Raw genomic sequence first — 21,852 nt, forward strand, 5'->3', positions numbered from 1 at the left:
GTGCGTAGCGCCGAGGTCCAAGTCCTGACATCCCCCGAACCCCGGGTTGGTGTCGACCAACTACAGCCAACCTAACCCCGGTCTCGGGCGTGTCCCGGTACCGGCACGCGCATCCGCGTCATGAACTTCGCATGAATGGGATGGGTGATAGTTTCGGCCCATGGCCGATGCGATCTTCGAGAACCCGCAGCTCGTCGCCGTCTACGATGCCTTCGAGGGCTCCCGCGACGATCTCGACCTCTACACCTCCCTCGCCGAGGAGGTCGCGGCGTCGGCGGTCATCGACCTCGGGTGCGGCACCGGAGTGCTCGCCCGCAGGCTCGCCCGCACCGGCCGCGACGTCCTCGGCATCGATCCGGCCCGGGCCTCGATCGAGCTGGCGACGGCGCACGCCGCCGCGGAGGGGCTCAGCATCGATCTCCGCGTCGGCACCGCAGCGGACATCCCCACAGCTGTCGCCGATCTCGTGACGATGACCGGCAACGTCGCTCAGGTCTTCCTCGGCCTCGACGACCTGCGAGTCGCGTTCGCCGGCTGTGCCCGGGGTCTGCGCCGCGGTGGTCACCTCGTCGTCGAGACCCGCGACCCCGCTCTCCGGGCCTGGGAGGCGTGGGGACGGCGCCAGCCGCGCACCCTCGACGTCGACGGCATCGGCGAGGTCACGGAGACCCTGGCACTGGGCCAGGTCGACCTGCCGTTCGTCTCGTTCTCCCACCTCTACCGGTTCGCGGCCACCGGGGACGTCATCGGTTCGCGCTCCCGGCTGCGGTTCCACACGCAGGGAGAGGTCAACGCGGCGCTCGAGGCGACCGGTTTCGCCGTCCGCGATATCCGGGACGCACCGGACCGTCCCGGAGCCGAATGGGTGTTCGTCGCGCAGAAGCGCTGAGCCCGGCGGCCACAGATGCGGCGGTTGGTCCGACGGCCTCCGCCGAGGCCGTGGGCCCGTCTACCGGCCGAAGCGGCGCTGGCGCAGCCCGTAGTCGCGGACGGCGCGGAGGAAGTCGGTGCGCCGGAAGTCGGGCCAGTACGTCTCACAGAAGTAGAACTCCGAGTATGCGCTCTGCCACATGAGGAACCCGGAGAGCCGCTGTTCGCCCGAGGAGCGGATGATGAGGTCAGGGTCGGGCTGACCCTTCGTGTAGAGGTGGGCCCCGATCTGCTCGGGTGAGAGTTCGGCGATGATCGTCTCGAGGTCGATGCCGTCGTCGGTTCGGGTCCGCAGCAGGGACTTCACGGCGTTGACGATCTCCTGCCGACCCCCGTAGCCGACGGCGACGTTGACCCGCATCCCGCGTCCGTCCGAGGAGGCCGCGGCTTCGAGGCGGGCGCGCAGATCGGGAGGCAGGATGTCGAGGTCGCCGACGAGTTGGACCCACACCCCGTCGAGCTTCGCGATCCGCTCGACCATGTCGGAGATGATCTCGATGAGCACGGCCACCTCGTCGGCCGAGCGTGCGAGGTTCTCCTTCGAGAGCACGTAGAGGGTGACGATCTCGACGTCGACCTCCGTGCACCAGCCGAGGAACTCGACGATCTTGTCGGCTCCCGCGCGGTGGCCGTCGGCGGTCGTCGCCCCGAATTCCTTCGCCCAGCGGCGGTTGCCGTCGGTGATGACCCCGACGTGCCGGGGCACGGGCACCGAGGTGTCGAGCTCGCGCAGGAGTCTCCGCTCGTAGAGGCGGTAGAGCAAGCTCAGCGGTCGTGCCACGTCGCCTTCTTTCTCCTGCGGTCCCGGTCGGTCGAACATCATCCAGAGTACTATCCTCCGACCGCCTCACCTGCGGTCGGTCTCAGCCGGTGACTCTCCGAGGTCAGCGCACACCCCGGGATGGGACTGGCACACCCGGGATGGGACTGCCACGACCGGCACATGAGCCGCTGGGGATCCTGCCAGGAGAAGCCAGTAGATTGAACCCATGAACGCTCCCGTCACGGATCCGCCAGCGCTCGACCGTCTTGAATCGCCGGACCGGCAGCCCCGCTCCGGCGGCGCGTATCCCGTGCGCATCGCCCGGCGCCGCACGGCCCTGCGCTCGGAGCTCGGCAAACTCGCCGGACAGGTCAAGCCGAAGCTGCGCGGCTGGTTCCATGCCGGAGCGTTCCCTCTGGCGATGATCGGCGGGTTCGCCCTCGTCATCATCTCCCCGACGATCGAATCGCGGCTGGCGGCCTCGGTCTTCGCGGTGACCGGCATGCTCCTCTTCGGCACCTCCGCGGTCTATCACCGCGGCCGCTGGCGGACCCGCGCCCGCCTCATCCTCCGCCGCCTCGACCACGCGAACATCTTCCTCATCACCGCCGGCACCTACACCCCCCTCGCCGTTCTCATGCTCCGACCGGATCAGGCGATCCTCCTGCTCTCGGTGCTCTGGGGCGCCGCGGCCCTCGGGGTGGCGTTCCGGACGATCTTCACGACCGCGCCGAGGTGGCTCTTCGTTCCCGTCTACGTCTTCTTCGGCATCGCCGGAGTCGGCTACATCCCGCAGATCTGGGCGACGATCCCAGCGGTCGGCATCCTCATCGTCGTCGGCGGCGTCTGCTACATCGCCGGTGCCGTCATCTACGGCATCAAGCGGCCCAACCCGGCACCGCGGTGGCTCGGGTTCCATGAGATCTTCCACATCCTCACGATCGCCGGCTACGGCTGCCACCTCGCCGCGCTCCTCGTCGCGGCCGTCGCCGCGTACTGAGCACGGGCGGCCGCGCCGCACCGGCCGCGCCGCACCGGCCGCGCCGCACCGGCCGAGCACACAGCACACAAAACAGCGCCGGACCCGGCGACCGCCTCGGCGATCAGCGGATCCGGCGCTGTGGGCTGCCGGTGGGGTCGGGACGGCGCCCGCCCCACCCCCTCAGATGTTCAGCCGTCCTGCTTCCGGGACTCCTCGGCCCCACCATCAGCATCGGCCTGGTCGGTCTCGGAGGCGTCACCGGTGGCCTCGGGGGCGTTGGCCCCGGAGAGCTTCGACTGGTTGGGCACCGCGTACTTGCGCAGCGGGATCGGGTAGGCGTCGCTGGCTCGGGACCGCGCCCGCACCCGGCGCACGCGCTTGAGGGCGTCGCGGATGAGGAAGATCGCGACGACGACGATCGCAAACGTCGTGAGGAAGCCGATCGTGCCGGGCGTGACGAGGTCGGGATCGGGCCCACCCGACGGGGTCGCCGTTCCGGTCGCCGCGAGCACCGCGACCGCTGACAGGCTCGACTCGGTTGCCATGATGCTCATGCGCGCTCTCCCTGGTATTCGTCGACGGAGGGTGAGGCCGGGAGCATGCCCTCGGCCGGGACCGTGCTGCCGTCGTCGCGTCGGACGCCGGCGAAGAGATCGGACTCCTGGAAGTCGACGCCCGGAGTCAGCGGCGGCCGGTCGGTGCGGTCGACGGCGAGCTCGAACTCCTCGGTCGGCCAGTACTTCCGGGCCGCCACCCGCGAGGCGGAGAAGAACCCGCCTTCGGGATCGATCTGGGTGGCGTGGGAGAGCAGGGCGCGATCACGGGCGTCGAAGTACTCGCTGCAGTCGATGCGCGTCGACAGCCAGTTGACGCGTTCGGCATCGCGCTTCCTGAAGTCCTCGATATGGTCGGCGAACGGCGACTCGAGACCGGCCTCGGTCATCTTCTCGTGGATCGTGATCCACTTCTTCGCCGAGAGGTCCTGGTTGTAGTAGACCTTCTGCACCTGCCACGGCTCGCCGAGCTCCGGGTGCGCCTGCGGATCGGCGGCAGCGGCGACGGCGGCCATCGTCACCGCGTGGTTCTTGATGTGATCGGGGTGCGGGTAGCCGCCGAGCTCGTCGTACGTCGTGACGACCTGGGGCCGGAACTGCCGGATGATGTGGACGAGGGGCAGCATCGCGATCTCGTCGGGCACCCGGTAGAAGCAGCCGGTGGGGGTCTCCTCGTCGATGTCGCCGTCGGGCAGTCCCGAATCGACATGACCGACCCACACGTGCTCGGCGCCGAGCGCGGCAGCGGCGGCCGCCATCTCCTCACGGCGCAGCCCCGCGATGTCGCGGACGGCCTTGGGCGACTGGAGGAGCGCCGGATTGAGGATGTCGCCGGCCTCTCCCCCGGTCATCGAGGCGATGAGGACGCGCGCGCCGAGGTCCGCGTACTTCGCGCTCGTCGCAGCCCCCTTCGACGATTCGTCGTCGGGGTGGGCGTGGACTGCCAGCAGACGCAGACCCTCATATGGAAGCGCAGTCATTTCTCGGAAGATCCCTTTCGATTCGCCGTGAGCCGTTCCTCACTCCACGTGCCCGTGAACATGATCGCAGAACTCGGATCGACTACTCTAGGTTAGTGCGCGAGACTGACAGATGAGGAATTCAATGACTGAGGTTACAGCCGCCGACCCCCAGAGCGACCGCTACGGCCGCAGCCGCACTCCGCAGCGGCGCCTCAGCCGCCGGGCCACGATCATCGCCGCAGCGGTCATCGCCGTCGCCGTCGTCGTCATCGGCGTCATCAACTTCCAGCCGTCGCAGGAGCCCACTGACCCCCGGACGCTCAATTATGAGATCGTAGATTCCGCGACGACTCAGGTCAGCGTCGCCATCTACCCTGATGAGACCCGCAGCGTGCACTGCATCGTGCAGGCGACGAACGACCGCGAGGCGATCGTCGGCTTCACCGAGGTCAGTCTCGAGGCCGACCCGCAGGCCGATCCCACCTCGCCCAAGCAGATCGACGTCACCCTCGCGACGACGCAGCTCGCGGCCTCGGGCCACGCCGACGCCTGCTGGTTCGAGTGAGCCGGCCGACCCCGAGGCCGAACGACCGGGATGCGTCCGCCGTGCGCTGGAGCCGCAAGGCCACCTGTTCCCACTGGTTCCTCGCCGAGGCGGTCTGACGTGGACGATTTCTGCGTCCGGATGGTGATCCAGATCATCGTATTTCGCCGCAGATGCGTTAGACTGTAGTTTCATTCACCACCCGGGCGTACCCCACGCCCGGTTTTTCGTTGCCTGACGTGCCGTCAGTGCACCGAACCGAAGAAGGAGAAGTCATGACCGAGGATGTCACCCAGGAAGAGACATGGTTGACACAGGAAGCCTTCGACCGTCTGTCGAAGGAACTGGAACACCTCTCCGGACCGGGACGTGCAGAGATTGCTGAGAAAATCGAAGCCGCCCGCGACGAGGGTGACTTGAAGGAGAACGGCGGCTATCACGCGGCACGCGAAGAGCAGGGCAAGCAGGAGGCCCGCATTCGCCAGCTCGAACAGCTGCTCCGGTCCGCGAAGGTCGGAGAGAGCGAGAGCGACGGCAAGACGGTGTCCCCCGGATCCGTCGTGACCGCGAAGGTCGCCGGCAACGAGATGCGCTTCCTGCTCGGCAGCCGCGAGATCGCCGGCGATTCCGACATCGACGTGTTCTCGGAGAAATCGCCGCTCGGTGCGGCCGTGCTCGGCGTCGCCGTCGGCGACAAGACGAGCTACGAGGCCCCCAACGGCAAGGAGATCTCCGTCGAGGTCGTCGACATCGAGGCCTTCTCCGGCTGAGACCGGCTGCGATGCAGCGAAGACCGGTGGGCGGGTGCATCATGCACCCGCCCACCGGTCTTCTCTTCTCCGCGTGCGGACGACGCCCCACGACACGGTGCTGAGCGGTCGAGGCCGCTCAGCACCGGGCGGACTCAGCGCTGCGGATCGTCGCGGCCGGCGCCGCTGCGACCGCTCGGGGTCTCCGATCCGGGGAGGTCCTCGGGTTCGGCCGAATCGCGGCCCTCTGCGGCGCTCCTGGCCTCCGCCGCGTCGACCTTGGCCTGCGCGGAGTCGAGCACGGCATCCGCCTCGGCGGTGTCCGGTCTCTCCTCCGGGGGTGCCGCACCTCCCCGTGGACCGTTGGCGTGGACGATGTAGCTGACGACGGTGTTGAGCACGGCGACGAGCGGCACCGCGAAGAGGGCGCCGACGATGCCGAAGAGGAAGCCTCCGGCGGCCACGGCGAGGACGACGGCGAGCGGGTGGACGGACACGGCCTTGCCCATGAGGAACGGCTGGAGGACATGGCCTTCGAGCTGCTGGACGCCGATGACGACGGCGAGCATGATGATCGCCGAGACGAGGCCGTTCGACACGAGCGCGACGACGACGGCGACGATGCCCGAGGCGACGGCACCGACGATCGGCACGAACGAGGAGAGGAAGACGAGCAGGGTCATCGGGATGACGAGCGGCACGCCGAGGATCGCGGCACCGATGCCGATGCCGATCGCATCGACGGCGGCGACGAGGATCTGCACCCGCACGTACTGGGTCAGTGTGGTCCACCCGCGACGGGCGGCGCCGATCGCGACCGGCTGGGCGGGGATCGGGAGGAGGTTCGCGACCCACCCGAAGATGCGCTTGCCGTCGTAGAGGAAGAAGAACGTCGCGAAGAGGGTCATGAGGAGACCGGCGAGGAACGAACCCACCGAGGTGGTCGCCTGGAGCGCTCCGCCGAGCAGCTGCGAGCCGTTGTTCTGGAGGAACTGGGTCGCCGACTGGATCGCGTCGTCGATGTAGGTCGAGATCGTTCCCGAATCGATGCCGAACGGGTTGTGCGCGAGCCAGTCGCTGATGCTCGAGAATCCGGTGATCACCTGATCGATGAGATCGGGCATCCCGGAGTAGATCTGCTGCCCGACGAGGGTGAAGAGTCCGACGACGACGACGATGAAGCCGACGAAGGCGATGGCGGCGGCAAGACCGCGCGGCATCCGCTTCGCGAGCCAGTCGGTGAGCGGACCGAGCAGCGCGGCCAGCAGCAGCGCGATGAGCACGGGCAGGAGCACGTCCCAGACCTTCGACAGCAGCCAGAAGGCCACGCCGATGCCGACGAGGACGACGATCGAGCGCCACGACCATGCGGCGGCGACTCTGAGGCCCGGGGACACGTACGGTTCGGAACCGGCGTCGAGGCGGGCGTGCGCGACCTCGGTGGAGCTGACGTCTCCGGCGCGCACCGCCTCGTCGTCATTGCGCCGGCGCGAGCGGCTGCGGTCTCCGCGGGAGGAGTTCCATGCCCCCTTCAGCCGGAATCGGGATTCAGTGTTCTCGTTCTCTGACATGCTCCAACAATAGTTGTTGCGCATGGCTGTGAGGTGGAATGATGACAGCACAGGAAGGGATTCTTTGTGAGAAAGCGCATCTTCTACGCAGCCGCCACCATGACAGGGGCGGCTGTCGGCATCGGCGCATCGGCCGCCGGGCTGCTCCGCCGCCAGGCCTCGTCCCTGCGTCGGGGGTTCGACGCCGACGCCGACCGCCGCCACCTCACCATCGCCGAGGATGTTCCTCCACCGGGCGCCGATGACGGGGAGGTGGCCGCTCTCGCCGTCATCGGCGATTCGTGGCTGTGCGGCGTCGACATCGACGATCCCGCCCAGACCCCTGCCATGCTCATCGGCCGCGGCCTGGCCCGACTGCTCGGGACCACGGTCCGGGTCGAAGCGACCGCCCGCCCCTCAGCGCTGTCGGATCGGCTCTCGGCACAGGTCGATGAGATCCTCCGCTCGTCGCGCCTCGCCCGGCAGGGCGCGGAGTCGTGGACCCAGGACCGCCGCTTCGCGATCATCTCGATCGGCACCGGTGACGTCATCCACCCCATCCACGGTCCGATCGGCGTGCCGGCGCTCACCCAGGCGATCAACCGGCTCCAGCGCGAAGGCCGGTACACGGTGTTCGTCCTCGTCTGCCCCAACCTCGGCGGGCTTCCGGGGCTGCGCGATCCGCTGAAGACGACACTGCGGCGCTCGTCCCGCGTCCTCGCCGGCTCGCAGTGGCTGGCGGCGCTGTCGGCCCGCGCGGTGCCGCTGCTCGCCACCGGGTCGCTGACGGGCACGACCCGGAAATCGCTGCTCAACGAGTCCGGCCGGTTCCCCAGTGCCCTCGGATACGCCCAGCTCGCCTCGACGGTGCTCGCCGCGATCGCCGAGCGCATCGCCGCCCCCATCGCCGTCGACCGCTCGCAGGACATCCCCGACGACACGCGCGAGGAGTCTGCCGACGCCGGCCCAGGCCAGGGCAGCGTCGCCGACGAGGACGCGTCTGCGACCGCACCCGCCGACACCACGACGCCGACATCCGAGGGCAGAGCCCCGTGATCCCGGTCGTCCTCGCCTCCCAGTCCCCCTCCCGTCGGCAGATCCTCGCCGCCTCGGGCATCGACCCCACCGTCATCGTCTCCGACGTCGACGAACGGGCGATCGAGGAGTCCTTCACCGGGTCCGTCGGGGACCTGACGACGGAGCTCTCCGCGGCGAAGGCCCAGGCGGTCGTCACCCGACTCGAGGCGATGCCTGCCGCCGACCTGCCCGAATCACTGCGCGGGGCCCTCACCTGCGTCGTCATCGCCGGCGATTCCCTCCTCGAACACGACGGCGCGGCGATCGGGAAGCCGGGCACGCCGGAGCGCACACGCGAGATCTGGGCGTCGATGGCCGGCTCCTGGACGACGCTGCACAGCGGTCACTCGCTCGCGGTGCTCGAGCGCACCGACCTCGCGCAGCCCTTCCGGCTCCGGGACCTCCGCTCGCAGCGGTCGGCCACCGCGGTGCTCATCGGCACTCCCACCCCGGAGGAGCTCGAGGCCTACATCGCCACCGAGGAGCCCTTCCACGTCGCCGGCGCCCTGACGATCGACGGCTTCGGCGGCGCCTTCGTCGACCGGCTCGACGGGGACCATCTCACGGTGCTCGGGCTCAGCCTGCCGGTTGTGAGGGATCTCGCGCGTGACATGGGCCTGTTCTGGCCCGATTTCTGGTCCGTCCGGGGCTAGACTCGAAGCGGTCGAGCGGACACGCCCGGCGCCTTTGAAGTTTTCTCATGAGGTTTTTATCGCTGGCCTACAAATGGTTTGCGGCGATCCCTAAATTGATCTGAGATCATACAAAAGGAGCGCCATGACCTCAGTTCTCCCCGACGAGACGACCGATTCGCTGTCGACCCACGTCCCCACGGCCCCCGTGCGCCGCGTCCTCATCGCCAACCGCGGTGAGATCGCCCTGCGCATCATCCGGGCGGCACACGACCTGGGCATCAAAGCGGTCGCCGTCTACACCCGAGCCGATGCGGACGCCGAGTTCGTGTCGCTCGCCGACGACGCCTGGCTGCTCGAGGGCACCGGCGCCGGGGAGACCTACCTCGACATCGACAAGATCCTCGCCCTCGCCACACGCTCCGGTGCCGATGCCATCCATCCCGGCTACGGCTACCTCGCCGAGAACGCGCTGTTCGCGCAGGCCGTCATCGATGCCGGTCTGACCTGGGTCGGCCCTCCCCCGGCCGCCATCGAGCTCCTCGGCGACAAGTCCGGTGCCCGTGAGGTCGCCGAGGCGGTCTCCGCTCCCGTCGCACCGGGATCCGACGGCGCCGTCGCCGATCTCGCCGAGGCCGCCGCGGTCGCCGAGCGCATCGGCTATCCCGTCGTCATCAAGGCCGTCCACGGCGGCGGCGGCCGCGGCTTCCGCGCCTGCCCGACCGCCGACGACCTCGAAGCCGCATACACCGCGGCCACCCGCGAGGCCCTGGCGGCGTTCGGGCGCGGCGAATGCCTCATCGAGAAGCAGATCGTCCACCCCCGGCACATCGAGACCCAGTGCCTCGCCGACTCCTTCGGCGAAGTCCGCGTCCTCTCGACCCGCGACTGCACGCTGCAGCGCCGGAACCAGAAGATCGTCGAAGAGGCGCCTGCCCCGTTCCTCACCGCGGAGCAGGAGCGCATCGTCACCGAGGCCTCGATCCGCGTGCTCGCCCACGTCGGCTACGTCGGCGCCGCCACGTGCGAGTTCCTCCTCGGCACGGACGGGACGATCATCTTCATGGAGGCCAACGCGCGCATCCAGGTCGAGCACACCGTCACCGAGGAGGTCACCGGCGTCGATCTCGTCGGCTGGCAGCTGCGCATCGCCTCGGGTGAGCGCCTCCCCGAGACGTTCCCCGCCGTGCGCGGACACGCGATCCAGTTCCGCATCAACGCCGAGGATCCCACGACGTTCTTCCCCGCCACCGGCACCGTGAAGAACTACCGGGCACCGGCCGGGCCCGGGGTGCGCCTCGACTCCGGCATCGGCGAGGGCAGCGTCGTCGGCACCGACTTCGACCCGATGCTCGCCAAGCTCATCATCACCGGCGCCGACCGCGACCAGGCGCTGGCCCGCTCGCGTCGCGCCCTGAGCGAATACCGCATCGACGGAGTCTCCACTCTGCTGCCCCTCCACCGCATCCTCGCCTCGGAACCGGCCTTCGCCGGAGACTTCGCGGTGTGGACCAACTGGCTCGAAACCGCGTTCGTCAACCCGCTCGCCGCACCGACCACAGGAGATCACATGAGCACCACCGCTGACAGCTTCAGTGTCGTCGTCGAGGTCGACGGCCGCCGAATGACCGTGTCGGTTCCCAAGGACGTCATCTCCGACCTCGGTCACGTCCCGAGCCCGAGCGTGCCCCGCCGCAAGCGCAACCTGCGCCGCAAGGGCGCGCAGCTGACCGACGAGTCCAACGCGCTCAACGCCCCGATGCAGGGCACGATCGTCTCCGTCGCCGTGGCCGCCGGGGACACCGTCGAGGCCGGGGACACGCTCGCCGTCATCGAGGCGATGAAGATGGAGCAGCCGCTCAAGGCGGGTCACTCGGGCACGGTCTCCGAGGTCCTCGTCGATGCCGGCACCGCCGTGAAGTCGGGAGAGCCGATCATCCGGTTCGCCGCCTGAGTCCACCGCGCTCACCCACTGCCCGGATCACCCGTCGTCGGTGATCCGGGCAGTGAGGTAGTCGGACTCGGCATCATTGCCCGGACACGCCAGTGCGCTGCGCAGCGCCGCCTCGGCGTCGTCCTCGCGTCCCAGCTCACGCAGCGTGATCGCCCGCGCGATGTGATAGGGACGATGGCGCTGCAGCTGCGCGTCACCGGCGAGCGCATCGAGGGACGCCAGCCCCGTCGCCGGACCGCTGACCTTCCCCCGCACCACCGCGATGTTGAGGGCGACGACCGGGGTCGGCTCGAACCGCTCGAGCAGCCGGTAGAGGACGAGGATCTGCGGCCAGTCAGTCTCGGCGAACTTCGGCATGGACGGCCGCGATCGCCGACTGCACCGTGTACGCCCCCGCACCCTGTTCACCGGCGGCCGCCTGCGCCAGCCCGAGGCCTTCGGCGATGAGCCGCGAATCCCAGCGCCGCCGGTCCTGGTGCTCGAGCGGGATCGGACGCCCGTGCTCATCGACCCGCGCCTCCGCCCGCGCCCGGGTGAGCAGGAGCAGGGCGAGCAGACCGCGGGGCTCCGTCCGGTCCGGCAGCAGCCGCACGAGCAGGCGGGCCAACCGGATCGCCTCCTCCTGGAGGTCGGCGCGCGCATGGACCGGTCCGGCTGTCGCGGCGAACCCCTGCGTGAAGATGAGGTAGACGACGCGCAGCACTCCGGACAGTCGGTCACCGAGGACCTCCGAGGTGGGGGTGCCGAACGGAATCCCCGTCACCGTGATCCGCTTCTTCGCCCGCACGATCCGCTGCTGCATCGTCGTCGTGTCGACGAGGAAGGCGGCAGCCACCTCGGCGGTGCTCAGTCCGGCGAGGAAGCGGAGGATGAGGGCGATCCGCTCGGGCTCTTTCAAGGTCGGATGCGCGCAGGTGAAGAAGAGACCGAGCCGGTCATCGGGGATACGGGCGGAATCGAGGTCCGCGCCGAGGCGGTCGGCGTGGTCCTCGTGATCGCCGGGGCGCCGTTCGTCCTCGATCCGCAGTCGTGCGAGGTGCCGTGCTCTGCGGGCATCGGCACGGATGAGGTCGATCGCGCGGTTCTTCGCCGTCGTCATCAGCCACGCCTGGGGGTTGGCGGGCACTCCCCTGCCCGGCCAGGTCTCGACCGCGCGGACGATCGCGTCGGCGAGTGCCTCCTCGGCGAGATCGAGGTCGTGGAAGGTCCGGGCCAGAGCCGCGAGCAGGCGCCCGTGGTCCTCCTCGCCGATCACGGTGAGGGCCCGGGCGGCTGCCGCGGACTCGGTGGCCATGGCCGGACTCAGTAGTCGGCGAGGGGCCGGATCTCGATGTGCCCGAACCGCGCGCCGGGGCTGCGCTTCGCCCAGCCGATCGCATCGTCGATCGTCGGCACCTCGATGACGTAGCTGCCGCCGACGAACTCGCTCGATTCGGCGAACGGCCCCGAGGTGACCAGCGCCTGCCCCTCCGCTTCGCTCACTCTCACCCCGTGCTCGGGGCCTTCGAGGGCGAATCCGCCGACGACGATGCCGGCGGCGCTGATCTCCTCGTCGAAGCGCATGAACTCGCTCGGGTCGGGTCCGCCGTCCTCACCGCAGTCGGCGTCGGCGGTCCTGCCCATGAGCAGCAGTGCGTATTTCATCTCTGACTTCCCTTCGCGTGCGGATGCGCCTCGCGCACCCGGTGGCGCCGGACGGGATCGTCCGACACCACTGTGACGTCCCTGAGGTCAGGATATCGACACCGGGAGGCGAAAAGATCTCTAGAGGTGCCGGTGGAGGCGCCGCGAGGCCTCGGTCAGCGATCCGCTCAGCGAGGGGTAGACGACGAACGACGCCGAGAGCTGATCGACGGTCAGGCGGTTCTCCACGGCCATCGTGATGGGGAGGATGAGCTCGCTGGCGCGGGGCCCGACGACGACTCCGCCGAGGATGGAGCCCGAACCGCGACGCGCGAAGATCTTGACGAAGCCGTCTTCGATGCCGAGCATCTTCGCCCGCGGGTTGGTGTCGAGCGGCAGCATGACGGTGTCGATGTCGGTGGGGTTCTCGCGGTAGTTCTGCTGGGTGAATCCGACGGTCGCGATCTCCGGGGCGGTGAAGACGTTCGAGGCGACGTTGCGCAGCTTGAGCGGCTGGACGGCATCGCCGAGGGCGTGGGACATCGCGATGCGCCCCTGCATCGCCGCCACCGAGGCAAGCGGCAGGACGCCGGTGCAGTCACCGGCGGCGTAGATGCCGGGGCGGTTGGTCCGGGAGACGCCGTCGACGACGATGTGCCCGGAGTCGTTGACCTTGACGCCGGCCGCGTCGAGTCCGAGGTCGGCGGTGTTGGGAATCGACCCGACGGCCATGAGGCAGTGCGATCCCTGGACCCGGCGGCCGTCGGCGAGGGTGACCTCGACGCCGTCGTCGGTCCGCTCGACCGACTGGGCGCGGGAGCGGGAGAGCACGTTCATGCCCTTGTTGCGGAAGACGAACTCGAGGACGTCGGCGGCGTCCTCGTCCTGCCCGGGCAGGACCTTCTCGCGGGAGGACACGAGGGTGACGTCGGCGCCGAGGGCGCGGTACGCCGAGGCGAACTCGGCACCGGTGACGCCCGACCCGACGACGATGAGATGCTCGGGCAGCTCCTCGAGTTCGTAGAGCTGGGTCCATGACAGGATCCGCTCGCCGTCGGGCTTGGCGGTGTCGAGTTCGCGCGGGTGGGCGCCGACGGCCAGCAGGATCGTCGAGGCCCGCAGGGTGTATTCGGTGCCGCTCTCCTCGACGACCTCGACCCGATCGCGGTCGACGAGCGTCGCGCTGCCCTTGATGATCTTCACCCCGGCGCGGATGAGACCGTCGTAGATGTCGTCGGACTGGGCGGTGGCGAGCGAGAGGATGCGGTCGTTGACCGCTTTGAGGTCCGCAGTCACCCGGTCGTGGTCCGGGTGCTCCTCGGTCGTCTCGTCCTTGCCGGTGATCCTGATGCCGAGACTCGACGAGCGCGTGATCTCGTCCATCATCTCCGCTGTCGCGATGAGCGACTTCGAGGGCACGACGTCGGTGACGACAGCGGCGCCGCCGGTGCGGTGGCGCTCGATGAGCATGACGTCGGCGCCCAGCTGTGCGGCGGCGAGAGCGGCTTCGTAGCCTCCCGGACCACCGCCGATGACGACGACTCGATCTGCTGCGGATTCAAATTCTTCGTTCACGGCTCAATCCTCTCAAATCGCCACCCCGGGAGCGAATGAACTCTCGGGGCGGAAAGTGCGTCGTCAGGCGGGCGGCGCCGGTCAGGAATCGGCGGCGTCGGCAGGGTCGACCACCTCGGCGGTGTCGCGGTGGAGCGCGGAGAGGGAGACATAGGCCTGCGCATTGGCCCTGACCTTCTCGACGCCGTCGTCGGTCATCTCGCGTCGCACTTTGCCGGGGACGCCTGCGACGAGGGAGCGCGGCGGGATGTCGGTGCCCTCGAGGACGACCGTGCCGGCCGCGATGAGCGATTCGGAGCCGATGTGCGCGTCGTTGAGGACCGTCGCATGCATCCCGATGAGCACATCGTCGTCGACGGCGGCGCCGTGGACGAGGGCCTGGTGGCCGATCGAGACCCGCCGGCCGACGACGACGGGTTTGCCCTCGTCGGTGTGCATCACCGTGTTGTCCTGGACGTTGGAGTCCTCGCCTATGGTGATCGGGGCCTTCTCCGCTCGGAGCACACAGCCGTAGAAGATGCCGGCGCCGCGTTCGACGCGCACGTCGCCGACGAGGGTGGCGCCGGCGGCGACGAAGGCCTCGGGATCGATCTGCGGGGTGTGCCCGCCGACAGAGATGATGCGTGCCTGCGATTCCGTCATGAGTCCTCCATCGGCTCTCGGTGCTGGTTCAGGTGCCTGCCAGTCTACCCACGGCCGAGGTCCCTGCGGCAGGCGTCTCACGTGCAGTTCTCCTCGCAGTGATAGTCTCCGCCCACCACGAGGGGCGGCTGTCCGCCTGCCGCGTGACATCCTCCTCCGAGGACGGGCGACTTCACGGTCCCTCCCCTTTCCGTTCACCCCGGCGACACCGTGCTTCTGCAGAGTGAGACGCGTTTTGGACGGATTTGCAACGAGCACGCCTTAGCAGGAAAATGGACAGAATATTTGTCAGAAACTTCACACTGCCAGACTCTTGTGTGCCTTTTGCGGTTATGTGAACCTTGACTGTGAGAGTTGCGCGCCGCTGCTGTCGTGCGCGCACACCGCTTTCACTTATCACCGTCGAAAGGCCACCATGGATTGGCGTCATCGCGCTGCATGCCTCAATGAGGACCCCGAACTGTTCTTCCCCATCGGAAACACGGGTCCGGCATTGCTTCAGATCGAAGAGGCCAAGACTGTGTGCCGTCGCTGCGAAGTGGCGGAGACCTGCCTCCAGTGGGCACTCGAATCCGGACAGGACGCCGGCGTCTGGGGCGGCCTCAGCGAAGACGAGCGCCGCGCCCTCAAGCGTCGCGCCGCCCGCGCCCGCCGCGCCGGCTGACTCCCGCTCCACCGAACTCGCACAGTCCGAACCTCGTCAGAGTCCCCTGCTCGAACCACGATCTTCGCGATCCGAGCTGGGGACTTTGTCGTGCCCGGACCCGTCGCACCACCGCGGCGCGCATCGCAGCACCGAGGCGGACCGTCAGTCGTAGGAGTCGGGGCGCAGCGGGACGTCGAGGATCGCCTCGGTGCCCCCGCCCTCCCGCTCCCGCCACTGGATCGACCCGGCGAGATCCGCCGAGACGAGGGTGCGCACGATCTGGGTGCCCAGGCCGTTGCCCGGGCTCTGCTGGTCGCCCAGCCCGACGCCGTCGTCGGCGATCGTGACGTGGAGGTGGTCGCCGTTGCGCTCGGGCACGACCCAGACATGGCCGGTGAGCGTCTCCCCCGGCGCGAGCCCCTCCTGCTCCTCGAGCGGGAAGCCGTGCTCGATCGCGTTCGTGATGAGCTCGGTGATCGCCAGCGCCAGGGACGTCGCGTCGGCGGACGAGATCGTCCCGAAGCTGCCCTGGCGCTGCAGGGAGATCTGGACGAGCGGACTCGTCAGCTCCGGGGTCAGTCGCAGGCCCTTGTCGACGACCTCGTCGAAGTCGACCTCGGACTCGACTCCCTGGCTGAGCACATCGTGGACGACGGCGATGATCGACACCCTCCGCATCGCCTCCGACAGCGCCGCCTTGGCCGCGGGATTGTCGATCCGCCGCGTCTGCAGGCGCAGCAGTGCGGAGACGGTCTGCAGATTGTTCTTCACCCGGTGGTGCATCTCCTTGATCATCGCATCGCGGGAGAGCAGCTCCCGCTTGCGCCGCCGGATCTCCGAGACGTCCCTGGCCAGCACGATCGCCCCGGTGCGCTCACCGTCGTCGGTGAGCGGAATCGCGCGCAGGGAGACACTCGTGCGCCCCACCTCGAGTTCGGTCCGCCACGGCGCGCGTCCGGTGAGCACGAGCGGCAGGGTCTCATCGACCTGCCGCAACTCCGTGCTCAGGCTCGACACCACCTCGGAGAGGTAGGCGCCTTCGATCTCCCCACCGTGGCCGAGGCGATTCATCAGCGACACGGCGTTCGGGGAGGCGTACTGGACCCGGGAGTCACGGTCGAGGACGAAGATGCCGTCACCGACCCGCGGCTCACCGTGGCGCACTCCGCTCGGCGCCTCCCGATCGGGGAACGCGCCCTGGGCGATCATCGTCAGCAGCGCCTTCGCCGCGTCCCGGTAGTGCTTCTCGAGCCGCGAGGTCCCGCGCCGGCGCATCTCCTCGGAGTACCTGACCATGACGGCGAGCGTCTCCCCGTGGCGGACGAGCGGCACCGCCTCGGCGCTCACCTCGGTCTCCTCGGTGCCCGCGTTGACGCCGAGCTCCTTGGCCGGAGCCACCTCGGTGACGATGGTCCGGGTCTCCACCGCCGCCTCGAGGAGCTCGCGTTCGAGCCCGGTCGCCCGCGCGCCGAGGAGGTCCCGATTGAACAGCGTCGCCCCCGTCGTCGGCCTCGCGTGCGCGACGACCGTGAACGCCCCGCTCGCCGACGGCACCCAGAGAACGAGGTCGGCGAACGAGAGATCGGCGATGAGCTGCCAGTCCCCGACGAGGAGGTGAAGGTATTCGGCATCCGCCTCATCGGTGATGCCTTCGGCTGCCAGTTGTTCGTTGAGCACGGGTCCCTCTTCCGGGTGGGGAGTGTTCAGCGGGCCCGAAGGTCGTCTTCGAGCCCGCTGAGGTTGACGCTATCACCGATGACGCTCGGCCAGACGGTGGGGATCAGGCGCTGTGCTCGGACTCCCAGGCCGAGGACCGCACGACACCGCGCATCATGCGCAGCAGCACCGACAGCGGAGCCTGCGTGACGGTGTCGAGGGCGATGACCGTCTCGATCGTCTCGAGCACCCGCGCGGCGACCGTCTCGTTGCGCTCGAGCCATTCGGTCAGCCGCTGCTTGGCGCGTTCGTCCGGGGTCCCGGAGATCGGCGAGTCCGTGGCGGCGATGACGGAGCCGGCGACCGAGAGGATCGCGGAGTAGAAGTCATCGCGCAGGGAGCCGCGGGCCAGTGCCGACCAGCGATCGGACCGGTCGAGGTCGCCGATGAGGGCGAGCACCTGCGACCCGGAGAACTTGTCGTTGACGGCGTAGTAGACCTCGGCGACGTCCTCGGCGGACTCGTTGGTGCGCGCCGCGAGCTGGGTGATGTCGAGGAGGGCGAACTCGTCGAGCAGCGCCGCAGCCCGCCATGCGAGCTCCTCGGGGACCCCGTCGTCGATGTACTCCTGCGCCTTGGCGGCCATCGCCTCGGCGTCGAAGCCGTCGACGAGGGCGGGCACGCGCTCGCGCAGAGCGGCGACGACCTTGCCGTAGAGTTCGATGCCCGAATCGACGTCGAGGGTGTCGGGGGCCTGCTGGACGAGCCAGCGCGAGGACCGGTCGAGCAGGCGCACGTAGTCGTGCTGGAGCTTGACCTGGACCTCCGTGGGCACCTTGTTGTCGAGCGCGGTGACCGCGTCGAAGAAGTCGTCGAGCCCGAAGATCTCGGAGACGACGACGAAGACACGGGCGATCTGCGGCACCGAGGCCGGAGTCTCCTCGAGCATCCGGTAGACGTAGGTGAGTCCGCCGCGGTCGACCATCCGGTTGACGAGCTTCGCCGTGGCGATCTCCCGGTGCAGCGGATGCTCGGCGATGTAGTCCCCGTACTGCTCGCGCAGGGCGTCCGGGAAGTATCCGGCGAGCTCCCGCTTCATCCACGGCTCATCGGGCACGACGCTGTCGAGGATCTCGTCGACGGCGTGCATCTTCGCATAAGCGAGGAGCACTGCGAGCTCCGGGGAGACGTACGAGCTGAACTCGCGCTTGGCCAGTTCCTCGGCGTTCGGCAGGAACTCGACGTGGCGGTCGAGGTCCGCGTGCTTCTCGAGGTAGGCGAGCATCCGGCCGTAGGTGCCCGACATCGCCTCGGTCTGCGAGCGCGCCTCACCGAGGACGACGTTCTGCGCGTAGTTGTTCGCCAGCACCCGATCGGCGACGTCGTCGGTGAAGGAGAGCAGCACCTTCTCCCGATCCTCGGCCGCGAACGCCCCCTTGTGCAGCAGGGTGCGCAGGAGGAGCTTGATGTTGACCTCGTGGTCGGAGCTGTCGACGCCGGCGGAGTTGTCGACGGCGTCGGTGTTGATCGCGACCCCGTTCAGCGCCGCTTCGACACGTCCCAGCTGGGTGACGCCGAGGTTGCCGCCCTCCCCGATGACCCGTGCCCTGACGTCGTCGCCGTCGATCCGGATCGCATCGTTGGCCTTGTCGCCGACGTCGGCGTGGCTCTCCCCGGAGGACTTGATGTACGTGCCGATGCCGCCGTTGTAGAGGAGGTCGACGGGAGCGGCGAGGATCTCCGACATCAGTTCGGCGGGACTGCGCCGGCCGGGATCGACGCCGAGGGCCGCGGCGGCCTCCGGGCTGAGGTCGATCGACTTCGCCGTCCGCGGGAAGACTCCCCCGCCCTGCGAGATGAGGTCCCGGTCGTAGTCCTGCCACGACGAGCGCGGCAGGTCGAAGAGGCGCTGCCGTTCGGTGAAGCTCCTCGCCGCATCCGGGTTGGGATCGAGGAAGATGTCGCGGTGGTCGAAGGCGGCGACGAGGCGGATGTGCTCGCTGCGGAGCATGCCGTTGCCGAAGACGTCACCGCTCATGTCGCCGATGCCGACGACGGTGAAGTCCTCCTCGGCGGTGTTGAGGTCGAGCTCGCGGAAGTGGCGTTCGACGGACTTCCACGCCCCGCGGGAGGTGATCGCCATCTTCTTGTGGTCGTAGCCGACCGAGCCGCCGGAGGCGAAGGCGTCGCCGAGCCAGAATCCGCGGCGCTCGGAGATCGCATTCGCGACGTCGGAGAAGCGCGCGGTGCCCTTGTCGGCGGCGACGACGAGGTAGTAGTCGTCGCCGTCGTGGCGGACGACGCGGTCGGGGTGGACGACCTTCTGGCTGCCGTCCTCGGTGTAGACGAGGTTGTCGGCGACTTCGAGGAGGCTTTCGATGAACACTTCGTAGGCGGCCTGACCGGCGGCCATCCACGCATCCCTGTCGCTCATCGGCGGCAGCTGCTTGGGGAAGAACCCGCCCTTGGCGCCGGTGGGCACGATGAGCGCGTTCTTGACCATCTGCGCCTTGACGAGACCGAGGACTTCGGTGCGGAAGTCGTCACGGCGATCCGACCAGCGCAGGCCGCCGCGGGCGACGGTGCCGAAGCGCAGGTGGACGCCCTCGACCTGCGGGGAGTACACCCACATCTCGAGTGCGGGCCGGGGCTTGGGCACGAAGCTGAGCTCGGTGGGGCGGATCTTCAGGGCCAGTGCCGTCGGGAGTTCGCCGTCGGGGTTGATGAAGTAGTTCGTCCGCAGGGTCGCGCGCAGCAGTTCGAGCGAGGAGCGCAGCACGCGGTCGGCGTCGAGGCTGGCGACGTCGCCGAGGGCGGTCTCGATTCGCTCGTCGATCGCCGCGGTGGCGGTCTCGCGTCCGGCGTCGTCGGCCGCGGGGTCGAACTTCGCGAAGAAGTAGTCGACGAGGAGGCGGGAGATCTCCGGGTTGTCGCTGTAGACCTCCCCGACGTAGGCGTCGGAGTAGGTGAACCCGGCCTGGCGCAGGTACTTCCCGAGCGCCCGGATGATCGTCACCTGCTGCCAGTCGAGACCGGAGACGACGAGGCGGTCGAAGACGCCTGCCTCCTTGCGACCGTCCCAGCCGGCGATGAACGCCTCGGCGATGCGCTCGCTGGCCGCCTCGTCGAGGTCGGTGTCGAAGCGGACGCCGAAGTCGTAGATGTAGCGGTGGGTGCCGTCGGCGAGGTCGAGTTCGTAGGGTCGCTCGTCGAGCACCGTGGCGCCGAACGCGGTGAGGTACGGCAGGACCTCGGAGAGGCCGACCCGACCGTCGCGGTAGAGGGCGAGCCGCGTCGGCGCATCGTCGGCGTCGTCGGGAGTGTAGAGGCGCACGGCCGATCCCTCACCGGAGCTCAGCGCTTCGAAGCGCTCGACATCGGCGACGGCGTCGGCGGGCGTGTGGTACTCGCCGTAGCCGGGAGGGAACGCCTTCGACCACAGGTCGGCGCGTTCGATGGCGCGGCCGCTGTCGCCGCGCTCGGTCGGGGCGAGGAAGGCGTGGACGTCCTCGTTCCACGAGCGCACGGCGGCGACGATGCGCTTCTCGACGACCGCCGGATCGATCTCCGGCAGCTCCGCGTCGCGGGCGACACGGGCGACGAAGTGGATGCGGGCCAGCGCGGACTCGGTGAGGAGGACGTCGAAGTCGACGCTCTCGGCGTTGTAGAACTCGCGCAGCACGTCCTGGACGCGTTGGCGGGCCGCAGTGTCGTAGAGGTCGCGGGGCAGGTAGAGGATGACGGAGACGTAGCGCTGGTAGGGGTCCTCGCGGACGAAGACCCGCGACTGGCGGCGCTCCTGCATGTCGACGATCTGCATGACGACGTCGAAGATCGACTGGGTGTCATCGTGCATGAGGTCATCGCGCGGATACGTCTCGAGGATGCCGAGGAGCTCGTTGGCCGAGTGGGATCCGGCGGGGAACCCGCTCGAGGCGAGGATCTTGCGCACCTTGCGGTTGATGACCGGGATGCTCAGCACGCTGTCGTTGTAGAACTCGGGCTTGAAGACGCCGACGAAGCGTCGCTCACCGACGATCTCGCCGTTCTCATCGAAGGTCTTCACCCCGATGTAGTCCATGAACGAGCCCCGGATGACCCGGGACCGGGAGTTCGCCTTCGTGAGGACGAGCACGTGCGGTTCGGCCGCCTTCGCCGCCACGGCGCTCGACAGCGGCGACTTCGCGAGCGGGCGCAGCGCGGAGATGCCCAGCGAGGTGTGCTCGATCGGTTCGAGGCTGCTCGACTCCGCGTCGTGGGAGTAGTCGTACTCGCGGTAGCCGAGGAACGTGAAATGACCGTCGAGCCAGGTCAGCAGTTCGGCGGCGGCCTCCGCCTCGGAGGCGAGCTCGGGGCGGGGCGGACGCGCCTGGAGCTCACCGGCGATCTCCTTGGCCTTCGCCGACATCGCATCGGCATCGCGCGCGGCGGCAGCGACGTAGTCGAGGACGCTGCGCAGCTGCTTCTCGAGTCCGTCGTGGTCCTCCGGCGGCACCCGGTCGACCTCGATGCGGATCCACGACTGCTGGTCGGGGGCGTCACCGGTCGGCTCCGCGGCCTCGGTGACCACAGGAATGCCCGCGGTGTCGGCGGACACGGCGGGCGCTTCGGCGGGAGAGAGGACGGTGAGATCGGAGCCGTGCCCCTCGACGGCGAGGATGGGATGGTGGACGAGGCGGATGGCCCGTCCGCTCGTTGCGAGGTCGGAGACGATCGAGGACACGAGGTGAGGCATGTCGGGGAGGACCATCGCGATGACGGTGTGGTTGTCGAGGTACTCCGGGGAGTCGACCGACGGGTTGTAGATGTTGAGGACCGGGGCGGTGCCGTCATACTCGAGGCCGAGAGCGTAGTGGGTGGCCGCCGCTGCGGCGAGACCTTCGGCGCCCGCCTCGGCGGTGCCCGGTTCGAATCGGGGGTAGTACGCTTCGATGAAATTCTCCGGAGCGGCCTGCCCCTTCTGCTTCCTCCACTCTCCAGCAATGTCCGAATATGAGACCTGAGACACCTTTA

General features: G+C 69.0%; 19 protein-coding genes. 8 read left to right on the forward strand and 11 right to left on the reverse strand.

Annotated elements, in window-relative coordinates:
- The first annotated feature begins 160 nt into the window (after positions 1 to 160).
- A complete protein-coding gene (locus tag FFS20_RS04435; protein WP_137824717.1) occupies positions 161 to 889 on the forward strand; it encodes a methyltransferase domain-containing protein in 729 nt (242 codons plus the stop codon).
- A 60-nt stretch (positions 890 to 949) separates the two neighbouring features.
- Here the strand turns inward: FFS20_RS04435 and FFS20_RS04440 are convergent, their stop codons facing one another.
- Positions 950 to 1,711 carry an isoprenyl transferase gene (locus FFS20_RS04440; protein WP_137824718.1) on the reverse strand — a complete coding sequence of 254 codons (762 nt, stop codon included), beginning with the start codon at positions 1,709 to 1,711 and terminating at the stop codon, positions 950 to 952.
- 208 nt (positions 1,712 to 1,919) lie between these two features.
- Here FFS20_RS04440 and FFS20_RS04445 point away from each other — a divergent pair, with 208 nt between their 5' ends.
- Positions 1,920 to 2,693: a hemolysin III family protein gene (locus FFS20_RS04445; protein ID WP_137824719.1), complete on the forward strand. Its 774-nt coding sequence runs from the start codon at positions 1,920 to 1,922 to the stop codon at positions 2,691 to 2,693.
- Positions 2,694 to 2,863: 170 nt separating this feature from the next.
- Here FFS20_RS04445 and FFS20_RS04450 read toward each other — a convergent pair whose 3' ends face one another.
- Both FFS20_RS04450 and mca read right to left on the reverse strand, forming a co-directional pair.
- Entirely contained in the window at positions 2,864 to 3,229 is a 366-nt protein-coding gene (locus tag FFS20_RS04450; protein WP_249356658.1) for a hypothetical protein, read from the reverse strand.
- Positions 3,226 to 4,209: a mycothiol conjugate amidase Mca gene (gene mca / locus FFS20_RS04455; protein WP_137824720.1), complete on the reverse strand. Its 984-nt coding sequence runs from the start codon at positions 4,207 to 4,209 to the stop codon at positions 3,226 to 3,228. Before mca ends, FFS20_RS04450 begins: the two co-directional genes overlap by 4 nt.
- A gap of 124 nt (positions 4,210 to 4,333) precedes the next feature.
- Here mca and FFS20_RS04460 point away from each other — a divergent pair, with 124 nt between their 5' ends.
- Positions 4,334 to 4,756 carry a DUF4307 domain-containing protein gene (locus FFS20_RS04460; RefSeq protein ID WP_137824721.1) on the forward strand — a complete coding sequence of 141 codons (423 nt, stop codon included), beginning with the start codon at positions 4,334 to 4,336 and terminating at the stop codon, positions 4,754 to 4,756.
- A gap of 254 nt (positions 4,757 to 5,010) precedes the next feature.
- Positions 5,011 to 5,505: a transcription elongation factor GreA gene (gene greA, locus FFS20_RS04465; protein WP_137824722.1), complete on the forward strand. Its 495-nt coding sequence runs from the start codon at positions 5,011 to 5,013 to the stop codon at positions 5,503 to 5,505.
- A 134-nt stretch (positions 5,506 to 5,639) separates the two neighbouring features.
- On the opposite strand, the gene FFS20_RS04470 is transcribed toward greA, so the two are convergent.
- Complete coding sequence (locus tag FFS20_RS04470; protein WP_137824723.1) at positions 5,640 to 7,055, reverse strand: AI-2E family transporter; 1,416 nt, start codon at positions 7,053 to 7,055, stop codon at positions 5,640 to 5,642.
- A gap of 66 nt (positions 7,056 to 7,121) precedes the next feature.
- Here FFS20_RS04470 and FFS20_RS04475 point away from each other — a divergent pair, with 66 nt between their 5' ends.
- The 3 genes from FFS20_RS04475 to FFS20_RS04485 all read left to right on the forward strand — a co-directional run bounded on the left by FFS20_RS04475 (position 7,122) and on the right by FFS20_RS04485 (position 10,697).
- On the forward strand, positions 7,122 to 8,090 hold the full coding sequence (locus tag FFS20_RS04475) for an SGNH/GDSL hydrolase family protein (RefSeq protein ID WP_249356659.1): 969 nt from the start codon (positions 7,122 to 7,124) through the stop codon (positions 8,088 to 8,090).
- Positions 8,087 to 8,764, forward strand: coding sequence for a Maf family protein (locus FFS20_RS04480; protein WP_137824724.1), 678 nt, complete (start codon positions 8,087 to 8,089; stop codon positions 8,762 to 8,764). The genes FFS20_RS04475 and FFS20_RS04480 overlap by 4 nt, the downstream gene beginning before the upstream one ends.
- A 124-nt stretch (positions 8,765 to 8,888) precedes the next feature.
- Entirely contained in the window at positions 8,889 to 10,697 is a 1,809-nt protein-coding gene (locus tag FFS20_RS04485) for a biotin carboxylase N-terminal domain-containing protein (RefSeq protein WP_137824725.1), read from the forward strand.
- 27 nt (positions 10,698 to 10,724) lie between these two features.
- Here FFS20_RS04485 and FFS20_RS18215 read toward each other — a convergent pair whose 3' ends face one another.
- The 5 genes from FFS20_RS18215 to FFS20_RS04505 form a co-directional block, all read right to left on the reverse strand.
- Entirely contained in the window at positions 10,725 to 11,054 is a 330-nt protein-coding gene (locus FFS20_RS18215; protein ID WP_249356660.1) for a hypothetical protein, read from the reverse strand.
- The gene (locus FFS20_RS04490; protein ID WP_249356661.1) at positions 11,032 to 11,991 is read right to left on the reverse strand and encodes a sigma-70 family RNA polymerase sigma factor; all 960 of its coding nucleotides are present in this window, start codon (positions 11,989 to 11,991) and stop codon (positions 11,032 to 11,034) included. Before FFS20_RS04490 ends, FFS20_RS18215 begins: the two co-directional genes overlap by 23 nt.
- A gap of 8 nt (positions 11,992 to 11,999) precedes the next feature.
- Positions 12,000 to 12,341: a YciI family protein gene (locus FFS20_RS04495; RefSeq protein ID WP_137824726.1), complete on the reverse strand. Its 342-nt coding sequence runs from the start codon at positions 12,339 to 12,341 to the stop codon at positions 12,000 to 12,002.
- A 120-nt stretch (positions 12,342 to 12,461) separates the two neighbouring features.
- Positions 12,462 to 13,895, reverse strand: coding sequence for an NAD(P)H-quinone dehydrogenase (locus tag FFS20_RS04500; protein WP_137824727.1), 1,434 nt, complete (start codon positions 13,893 to 13,895; stop codon positions 12,462 to 12,464).
- 81 nt (positions 13,896 to 13,976) lie between these two features.
- Positions 13,977 to 14,537: a gamma carbonic anhydrase family protein gene (locus FFS20_RS04505; RefSeq protein WP_137824728.1), complete on the reverse strand. Its 561-nt coding sequence runs from the start codon at positions 14,535 to 14,537 to the stop codon at positions 13,977 to 13,979.
- A 415-nt stretch (positions 14,538 to 14,952) separates the two neighbouring features.
- Between FFS20_RS04505 and FFS20_RS04510 the strand changes: the two genes are divergently transcribed.
- The gene (locus tag FFS20_RS04510) at positions 14,953 to 15,201 is read left to right on the forward strand and encodes a WhiB family transcriptional regulator (RefSeq protein ID WP_009374875.1); all 249 of its coding nucleotides are present in this window, start codon (positions 14,953 to 14,955) and stop codon (positions 15,199 to 15,201) included.
- A 144-nt stretch (positions 15,202 to 15,345) separates the two neighbouring features.
- Here FFS20_RS04510 and FFS20_RS04515 read toward each other — a convergent pair whose 3' ends face one another.
- Positions 15,346 to 16,860 (reverse strand): PAS domain-containing sensor histidine kinase, encoded by a 1,515-nt coding sequence (locus FFS20_RS04515; protein WP_137824729.1) that lies wholly within the window; start codon positions 16,858 to 16,860, stop codon positions 15,346 to 15,348.
- 103 nt (positions 16,861 to 16,963) lie between these two features.
- Positions 16,964 to 21,847 carry an NAD-glutamate dehydrogenase gene (locus FFS20_RS04520; protein ID WP_137824730.1) on the reverse strand — a complete coding sequence of 1,628 codons (4,884 nt, stop codon included), beginning with the start codon at positions 21,845 to 21,847 and terminating at the stop codon, positions 16,964 to 16,966.
- Between the last annotated feature and the right edge of the window lie 5 nt (positions 21,848 to 21,852).

Origin of the sequence: Brevibacterium sp. 2SA (assembly GCF_005502845.1) — a bacterium.
Taxonomy (GTDB): domain Bacteria; phylum Actinomycetota; class Actinomycetes; order Actinomycetales; family Brevibacteriaceae; genus Brevibacterium.